Annotated in this window: 10 protein-coding genes and 1 pseudogene; 3 read left to right on the top strand and 8 right to left on the bottom strand. The window is 63.7% G+C overall.

Features of this window, described 5'->3' with window-relative positions; all coding sequences use genetic code 11:
- The 4 genes and pseudogenes from H535_RS0106025 to H535_RS0106010 form a co-directional block, all read right to left on the bottom strand.
- Window positions 1-468 (bottom strand): DUF6597 domain-containing transcriptional factor (locus tag H535_RS0106025; protein ID WP_342667718.1); only part of this gene is annotated, 468 nt, incomplete at its 3' end.
- 67 nt (window positions 469-535) lie between these two features.
- Window positions 536-850 (bottom strand): annotated as a pseudogene (locus H535_RS23780) (DUF4158 domain-containing protein); the annotation flags it as partial.
- A 149-nt stretch (window positions 851-999) separates the two neighbouring features.
- Window positions 1,000-1,416, bottom strand: coding sequence for a VOC family protein (locus H535_RS0106015; protein ID WP_026818837.1), 417 nt, complete (start codon window positions 1,414-1,416; stop codon window positions 1,000-1,002).
- A 58-nt stretch (window positions 1,417-1,474) separates the two neighbouring features.
- The gene (locus H535_RS0106010; RefSeq protein WP_026818836.1) at window positions 1,475-1,831 is read right to left on the bottom strand and encodes a cobalamin-dependent protein; all 357 of its coding nucleotides are present in this window, start codon (window positions 1,829-1,831) and stop codon (window positions 1,475-1,477) included.
- A 77-nt stretch (window positions 1,832-1,908) separates the two neighbouring features.
- Between H535_RS0106010 and H535_RS0106005 the strand changes: the two genes are divergently transcribed.
- Window positions 1,909-2,511, top strand: coding sequence for a hypothetical protein (locus tag H535_RS0106005; protein WP_155838558.1), 603 nt, complete (start codon window positions 1,909-1,911; stop codon window positions 2,509-2,511).
- A 189-nt stretch (window positions 2,512-2,700) separates the two neighbouring features.
- On the opposite strand, the gene H535_RS29580 is transcribed toward H535_RS0106005, so the two are convergent.
- From H535_RS29580 to H535_RS0105995, 3 genes are read right to left on the bottom strand one after another with little or no spacing between them, the layout of a single operon-like run.
- Entirely contained in the window at window positions 2,701-3,099 is a 399-nt protein-coding gene (locus H535_RS29580) for a hypothetical protein (protein ID WP_051298610.1), read from the bottom strand.
- Window positions 3,084-3,734, bottom strand: a complete 651-nt coding sequence (locus H535_RS29575; RefSeq protein ID WP_051298608.1) for an FAD-dependent oxidoreductase — start codon at window positions 3,732-3,734, stop codon at window positions 3,084-3,086. The genes H535_RS29580 and H535_RS29575 overlap by 16 nt, the downstream gene beginning before the upstream one ends.
- A gap of 19 nt (window positions 3,735-3,753) precedes the next feature.
- A complete protein-coding gene (locus H535_RS0105995) occupies window positions 3,754-3,930 on the bottom strand; it encodes a ferredoxin (RefSeq protein ID WP_026818834.1) in 177 nt (58 codons plus the stop codon).
- Window positions 3,931-3,968: 38 nt separating this feature from the next.
- Between H535_RS0105995 and H535_RS23770 the strand changes: the two genes are divergently transcribed.
- The gene (locus H535_RS23770; protein WP_051298606.1) at window positions 3,969-4,652 is read left to right on the top strand and encodes a cytochrome P450; all 684 of its coding nucleotides are present in this window, start codon (window positions 3,969-3,971) and stop codon (window positions 4,650-4,652) included.
- A gap of 49 nt (window positions 4,653-4,701) precedes the next feature.
- Here the strand turns inward: H535_RS23770 and H535_RS0105985 are convergent, their stop codons facing one another.
- Entirely contained in the window at window positions 4,702-5,640 is a 939-nt protein-coding gene (locus H535_RS0105985) for an MBL fold metallo-hydrolase (RefSeq protein ID WP_026818833.1), read from the bottom strand.
- Between the two features lie 138 nt (window positions 5,641-5,778).
- Here H535_RS0105985 and H535_RS0105980 point away from each other — a divergent pair, with 138 nt between their 5' ends.
- Window positions 5,779-7,509 carry a CocE/NonD family hydrolase gene (locus H535_RS0105980; RefSeq protein WP_026818832.1) on the top strand — a complete coding sequence of 577 codons (1,731 nt, stop codon included), beginning with the start codon at window positions 5,779-5,781 and terminating at the stop codon, window positions 7,507-7,509.
- Window positions 7,510-7,522 lie beyond the last annotated feature (13 nt).

The raw sequence follows: 7,522 nt of genomic DNA, 5'->3' as shown, positions 1-7,522 counted from the left end.
GACGAGCCCCAGGCCGGCGGTCTCGCGCAGCCGTCGCAGCAGCTCATCCTCGAGCAGCGTCAGCATCTCATGCGGTCCGTCCGCCGTGGCCAGCCGGTCTCGCAGCTCAGCGACGGCGTGCCGGCCCCAGACCTGCTCCAACATAACCGGTCGGTCACACAGCTCAGCCACGGGCATCGGCAAGAACGGCGCCGACCCCCACGGCTTGAAGTGCACGCCGACGGACCGGGTCCAAGGCGGGTAGCCGAACTCCAGCGCGCGGCTGGGCGTGGTGACCACGCAGCCGTCGGCGTACTCGGCCGTGTCGATGTCGGTGCCGGCGCGGATGAGGAACGGCGCCCCGAGGTTGACGACGAGGAACGCCGCCGGCGACGGCGGCAGCATCAGCCGGGGGTACGGCGGCGACCCCTCCAGGTAGTAAAGGTCATCGATCAGCCCGTCCAACGGCGGCGGCGGCACTTTGGACACGTACTCCATACGTACATTATCGGCTATGCCCCGCGGCATTGGATTATCTATCCCATCCCGTAAACCCATGCTCGTACGGCGTCATCTGCCGCTCGGTGTAGCGCTTGACCACCGAAGGGTCATCGACGCCCAACTGCCCGGCCAGGTACTCCACCACCGGCCATGGCACATCCAGTGGATCAGCCAGGAACAACCCGATGTAGCGCACCGTGCACACCTGCAACGCAAACCCCAGGCGCGAATGATCACCACGGCGTTTGCCGATCAGTCGACGGTCCTCGTCGTCGAGGAAGAAGAACCGCTCAAACTCCGGACGAGTCGGCTCTACCCGAAACGTCCCGTACGACTCCGCCTGCTCATCGGTCAGAAACTCCACCGGCACGACGAAACCGTATCCGCACCGCCCTGACCAGCAGATCCCGGCTTATGATGCCGCGTCCACGCAGCACCCTCGTGTGCCTGACCGTGGCGATCATGGCGCACTGGATCTGCGATCGCTTCGGATGCCGAGGCTGGTCGAGCGAGTTTCGGTCAGCCGGGTGCGGTCCGGGCGATGTCGACCATCCACGACGTGCCGAACTTGTCCCGGCACATCCCGAACTCGTCGCCCCACGGCTGCCTCTCGAGGGCGACAGTCACGGTTCCGCCGGCGCTGAGTGCCCGCCAGTAGCCGCGCAGGTCCTCCGCATCGTCTCCGCCCAGGCTCACCGCAAGGTCGTTGCCTGGCCGCCGCTCCTCCCCCGGAGGCATGTCGGCGGCCATCAGGATGAAGCCGGATGTCGTCTCCAGTTGGCCGTGCATGACCTTGTCGGCCATGCCGTGGTCGTCGGTGCCGAAGGCCCCGAACCGGTTGACCCGCAAGTCGCCACCGAACACGTGCTGGTAGAAGGCCAGCGCGTCGCCCGCGTCGCCATCGAAGCTCAGGTAGGGGTTGAGTCGAGAGGCCATCAGCCTATGGTAGTGCCTCCGGAGACGCCTGAACACCCCTCAGCGACGCAGACCGTGCTCACCCGGCGTGGGGCTCCAGATGATTGGCCTTGCGGATCTCGGCCACGATGCCGCCCATGATCTCGGTGAGCCCGAAGTCCTTGGGCGTGAACACCGCCGCGACGCCCTGCTCGGTGAGGCGCTGGGCGTCCGCGTAGGGGATGATCCCGCCCACGATCACCGGCACGTCGTCCAGGCCAGCCTCGCGCAGCCCGTCGAGCACGTCGGGCACCAGCGACATGTGGGAGCCGGACAGGATGGAGAGCCCCACGCAGTGCACGTCCTCGGCGACCGCCGCCGAGACGATCTGCTCCGGGGTCAGCCGGATCCCCTGGTAGACGACCTCGAACCCCGCGTCGCGGGCACGCACGGCCACCTGCTCCGCACCGTTGGAGTGCCCGTCTAGTCCGGGATCGCCTTCCGAGCTTTCGCTTAAACCCGTACCGTGATTGCATGTGCGATCAATTCGATTCGCCAGCCCGCACCTGGCGGCCGCTATCTGTCGCTGATGTCCGCCCTCTTGTGCTCGATGGTCCGGCGTGGTTATCCGGCGGCGTTGCCCTGGACGCCTGGCTCGGATTCCAGTCCAGGCAGCACGCCGACGTCGATGTCAGCGTTCTTCGAGGGCAATGGCCCGACTTCGCCTCACAGCTGCCACTCTGGCTTTGCCTCTATGCCGCCGAGGATGGGCTTCTGACGCCGCTCAACCAGGCAAGTGCCGGGGAAAGCGTCAACAACATCTGGTGTCTCGACGACCGCACCGGCGAATGGTGTCTCCAGGTCAACCTGGAGGGCGGAGACGGCGAGCAATGGAAGTATCGGCGTTGCCACGATGTCACCGCATCCTGGAACCAAGCGGTCCTCACCGTCGATGGCCTACGTATCGTCGCCCCCGAGATTCAGTTGCTTTGGAAGAGTAAAGCCCCGACGCCGAAAGACGTTGCTGATCGGGAATTGGTGATCCCGCGACTGGACTCGACAGCGCATCAGTGGCTCGCGAACGCAATCAGCATCGCACACACCCTTTCACCTTGGAACGGTAGACACAGCCGCTGAGGGATCCCCACTGACACACGTTGCCAGCCGGAGCGTGGGCTTGGCGGTAGAGCTGATGCTGAGGCTGTTTCCACTCTGAGGACCACTGCTCGGATCGAATAATTATGCATTCAGGTTCGCAGGTCCGCCCTGGTAACAGATAACAGGGGTTCCTACACCTTCGCTTACGGCCATCGTCCGGCCACCCGCCTAAACCGCTGGAACTGGCTGAGCCACCGCCATCCGACGGAGTTTCGGAATCGGGATCCTGTAGTTCAAGGCTGCCACCGCGCCAGATTCCCAACGCAGTAGTGCACGCTCCTCGGAGAGGTCGCCGTCCACCACTTCCGCTTCACCGGCCAGCGGTACGTCACCCATCGTCCGAACAGTCAGGCCAAACTGCTCCGTCCAGAAATAGGTGGGCTGGTTCTTGACCTCCTGTGGTCCGTTGAGGAGGGATTGTGCAGCGACCTTGGCCTGTTCAATTGCCGTTGTCCACAACGGCTTGCGCTTCAGCCCGGATGCACTCCGCTGCCACGCTGCGTCGCCGACGGCGGTGATGACCACCGGTGACGTGATGGCGCCTGCTTCGGCTAATTCGACCCGCAACGTGGCTTCTGTGGAGGAGAGCTGATGTACATCCCGTGCGATGTCATTGATGAATCGGACTCCCCGGTCTTTGGCCCGCGACGTGAGCAATTCACCCAGGAAGCTCCCCGTCTGACTGGCCATAGGCGTACCGCGATGAACAACCATACCTCGCACCCCATGTCCCGCGCCCCGGACGCGACCTCCATTCCCAGCGCTCCCCCACCCAACACGGTGACGGCCGGGCGCTCGGACAGCCGCTTGCGCAGAGCAAAAGCGTGGTCGAGAGTGCGCAGGTTGAATTCGGAGCCACTGTCAGTGAAGCGGTGCGGCCGTGCTCCAGTGGTAATCACCAGACCATCAAACTGTAGTGTTCTCCCATCGGCCAGCACGAGTTCCTGTTCGCCAACGCGCAACGACACCGCCTGAACGCCCAAGTATTCAGTGGCTCCATGTGTGAATTCCGGTAGGTATACGCTGTCGGGATCCGGACCGTCACCGCCTGCCACCGCCGCCTTCGACAGCGCGGGCCGGCTGTAGGGACTGTGGCTCTCCCCGCCGACGACGATCAATTCGCCGTCGAATCCTTCGCTGCGGAGCGTGTCTGATGCTGTAGTCCCGGCGATTCCGTTTCCCACGACGACGATGCGCTTCATTCTGCCTGCCTCTCCACGGTCAGGAGAGTTTGAGCGCGGCAACCGGGCATACCCGGACGGCCGCGCGGGCAGCCTTGAGGTCCGCACCCTCGACCTCAGCCAGATCGATCACCAGTTCACCTTCGTCGTCGAGGTGCATCAAATTCGGAGCGGCTTCCTCACACAGACCGTGCCCCTCGCAACGGGGGCGGTCCAGCTCGCTGGGGCGAAGCGCACTTCAACCTGCAGGGCCCGATGAACGCCCGCGCCGAGCAAGCATTTCCCATCGCCACGGAACTGTTCGAATGGACCCACGATGCAGTCAAGGCTGAAGACCTGACGGAAGGCAGCATCGGCCGGGGCGTATTCGCGGTAGCAGAAAGGGGCGAGATCCCGTACGAAAGCTGCGGAATGATCATTCACCAGTACATCGCTGCCGGGATGGACACTACGATCACCGCCATCGGCAACGCCATTGTGCTGTTCGGCCGGCATCAGGAGCAGTTCCAGCTGCTGCGCGAGGATCCAGCCCTGACGGCCTCCGCCTTTAATGAGGTGCAGCGCTACCTTTCCCCGATTCCCGTTATGGGCCGGCGGGTGATGCGCGACGTCGAGGTCGCGGGGACCGTCATTCCCACCGGCGCCCAGGCGGGGCTGCTGATTGCCGGCGCGAACCGGGATCCCAGGCACTACGACAACCCGGACACCTTCGACATCCGCCGGGACGCCACCGACCACATCTCCTTTGGGTACGGCACCCATGCGTGCGCGGGCCAGGGTTTGGCGAAACTCGAGGCGCACGGCATTCTCACCGCACTGGCGACCCACTTGGAATCATTCAGCGTCGGCGGGACGCAAAGCAGGATCAACAACATCACTCGCCCTTATGAGTACATCGAGATGCGCGATATCCGTGCCGCGGATCCGACGTCGACCTGAGCCCAGACCCACAGCCTGAACTCCCCACCACTGGACCCGGATTACCGGCTTACCGCTGCTGGAACCGGGTCCAGTACCCGTTAAGGGTGGTGAAGAACGGTGAGGGCTCCAACGTGGGATCGCCCGTGTAGCCAACCTCATTGGCAACGCGCTCGAACGGCGAGTATACGGAATCCGTTTCCTCGATGCCGTCCTCGAAATACCGCTGCGCCGACCCGGCAATCCGGGCTTCAAGGTCGATGCTCTCCTTCAAGGCCGCCCGGGTTGCCTCACGATCCAGCTCGACGCCGTAAGGCTCTCCGTCCGAGTTCCGGTACGGGTGGCCGAGGTACAGGTGCTCTGGACTGACCTCGTCCCGCAAGTACTCCAGGCTTGAGCGGTAAGCGGCCGGGTCCTCGTAACCGGGAAAGCCGTTGGCAGCACCGTGAATCTGCACGGCGTCGCCCACAAACACTGACTGCTGCCCGTCGACGACGTAAGCCACAGATCCGGAAGTGTGACCGGGGATGTGGTGCACGGAGACGGAAACATTCCCACCCAGGGACAGAGTTTCGCCGCCTTTCACCAGCTTGGTCGGCTCCATCTCCCCGGAGATGACCTGGTTCGCTGCGTTCGTCTGCTCCTCAACCCCGTTCGGGTTGTTCAGGTACTGCTGCCGCACCTGGACGTACTGGTCCACGTGCGAGCGCCTCGAACGCAGCAGGTGCGCATCCGCATCATGGAGGACAACTTGGGCGCGCCTTCCGGTCAGTTCCCACAGAGCATCGGCACCGCCCAGGTGGTCGATGTGGCCGTGGGTCAGCAGAATCCAGCGCACATCTTCGATACTGCGGCCGAGCTTCTCCAATTCCGGAACCATGCCGCTTGCCGGCGACGAGGCGATTCCGGCGTCGACAATCGCCGGCTCGGGAGCGTCGATGAAGAAACTGTAGAGCCCGAAACGACCCCAAGGCGACACCAGCGGATGGATTCTCACTTTTTGTGGCACATTCGCTCCTTCGACTCCACAATCTAGCCTTGCTCGCTTCACTTTATTATAATAATATGATTACGTCACCCTCCCTGGCGAGTGCATCTGTCAGCGGGACGACGGGCACACCAACGTTGGACAAGGAGTTGCACACGCATGGCTGAATTCACTACGTGGACTGCGGGCGGCAAGACCATCAACATCCGCAAGGACCTGTCGATTCCGATGCGCGACGGCGTCGAACTCGCCGCAGATGCGTATCACGGTGTGGAGGACAAGCCCCGCCCGGCCCTCGTAGCGCTGAGTCCCTATGGCAAGGAACTGCAGGCGCTCGCGCTCACCACCCCGGCGCAGCAGCGCCCCAGCGTACTGTGGGACGGCTGCATCGAGGCGGGCGATATCGCACGCATCGTCGCCGAGGACTACGTCCACGTTATAGGTGACATCCGTGGCTCGGGCGATTCCGGCGGCGAACACATCGGCAACTACAACGCCGGCGGGGTTTCGCTGGGCGAGGATGCGTACGACTTCATCGAATGGGTCGCGGAGCAGCCATGGTGTGACGGCAACGTGGGTATGGTCGGCATTTCCTACTTCGGTTCCATGCAGGTGCTGGCAGCTGCCGAACGCCCGCCGCATCTGAAGGCAATCTTCGTCTCGGGAGGCCACTATGACTTCTACGAGACCACGTACCACGGCGGGATCATGTGGCTTATGCCGCGCGCCGCCCGCGAGGGCCGCGGCGGCGACTCGGGCTGGGCGTTCACCGACAACGTCAAGTCCCGCATGATCGAGAAATACTCCTCCGGCGAGTTGGAGAAGCTCGTGGAGAAGCGCTTGCAGGATCCCGACGTCGCCGGTTGGCCGAACCTGGTCCACGTGCTGAACTACCCCAAGCACCACGAGGCCTGGTTCGACATCATCATGAACGAGCTGGACGGAGAATGGTACGAGGAGCGCAACCCGATCGCGCTGGCACCGAAGATCGACATCCCGGTCTGGCTTCAAATCGACCAGGGCCGCGGATGGACCATGGACGGCACCATCGAGCTGTTCAACACGCTCAAAGGCCCCAAGCACCTCGAGATCGGCTCCTACCCCCCGATGCAGTCGCGTCCGTGGGTCGAGGAGCACGAGGCAATGTTCCGCTGGTACGACTACTGGCTCAAGGGCATCGATAACGGCGTCATGGACGAGCCGGCCGTGAGCGTCTTCGTGGAAGGCTCGCGCGAGGCCGTCACCGGTCAGGCGTGGCCGCCGAAGGAGATCGGGTACACGTCGCTGTACTTGCGACCGCGGCACAAGCTCTCCGAAGAGCCCGAGTTGCTGGGGCCGGAGCATGCACATCCGGATGGCTTCTTCCAGGCGCCGCTGACAGTGACCGACGACGTCCAGATCCTGAGCTGGAGCACCCCGGCCTTCGAGGAGGACACGGAATTGATGGGCTCCGGCGCCGCGCACATCTTCGCTGAGATCGACCAGCCCGACACGAATTTCATCATGCGCCTGTGGGACGTCGCCGCGGACGGGAAGCGCCAGTTGCTCACCACCGGATTCCTCAAGGCCTCACACCGCGAGCTCGATGACCGCACCACAGAGGGCAACCCATACCACCCGCACACCCGTGCCGTGCCGGTGGAGCCGGGCAGGATAGAGGAGTACGTGCTGCGCCTCTACCCGTTCGCCTCAACCTTCAAGCCGGGCCATCGCCTGACGGTGGAACTGTCCAACAACGAACCGTTGGTGGACTCCCACAACGCGCTGCTGCCACCGGATGCCTTCCACCTTCCGGTGGGCCGGCCGGTCACTCACAAGATTCACAGGGACGCCATCCATCAGTCCCGGATTGTCCTGCCATTCACCACCCGCAGGACTGCGGAGCAGTAGCCTGACTGGATTT

The organism is Arthrobacter castelli DSM 16402, from assembly GCF_000430705.1.
Classification (GTDB): domain Bacteria; phylum Actinomycetota; class Actinomycetes; order Actinomycetales; family Micrococcaceae; genus Arthrobacter_C; species Arthrobacter_C castelli.
The sequence above is the reverse complement of the archived record's forward strand: the minus strand, read 5'-3'. Positions and strand labels throughout refer to the sequence as shown.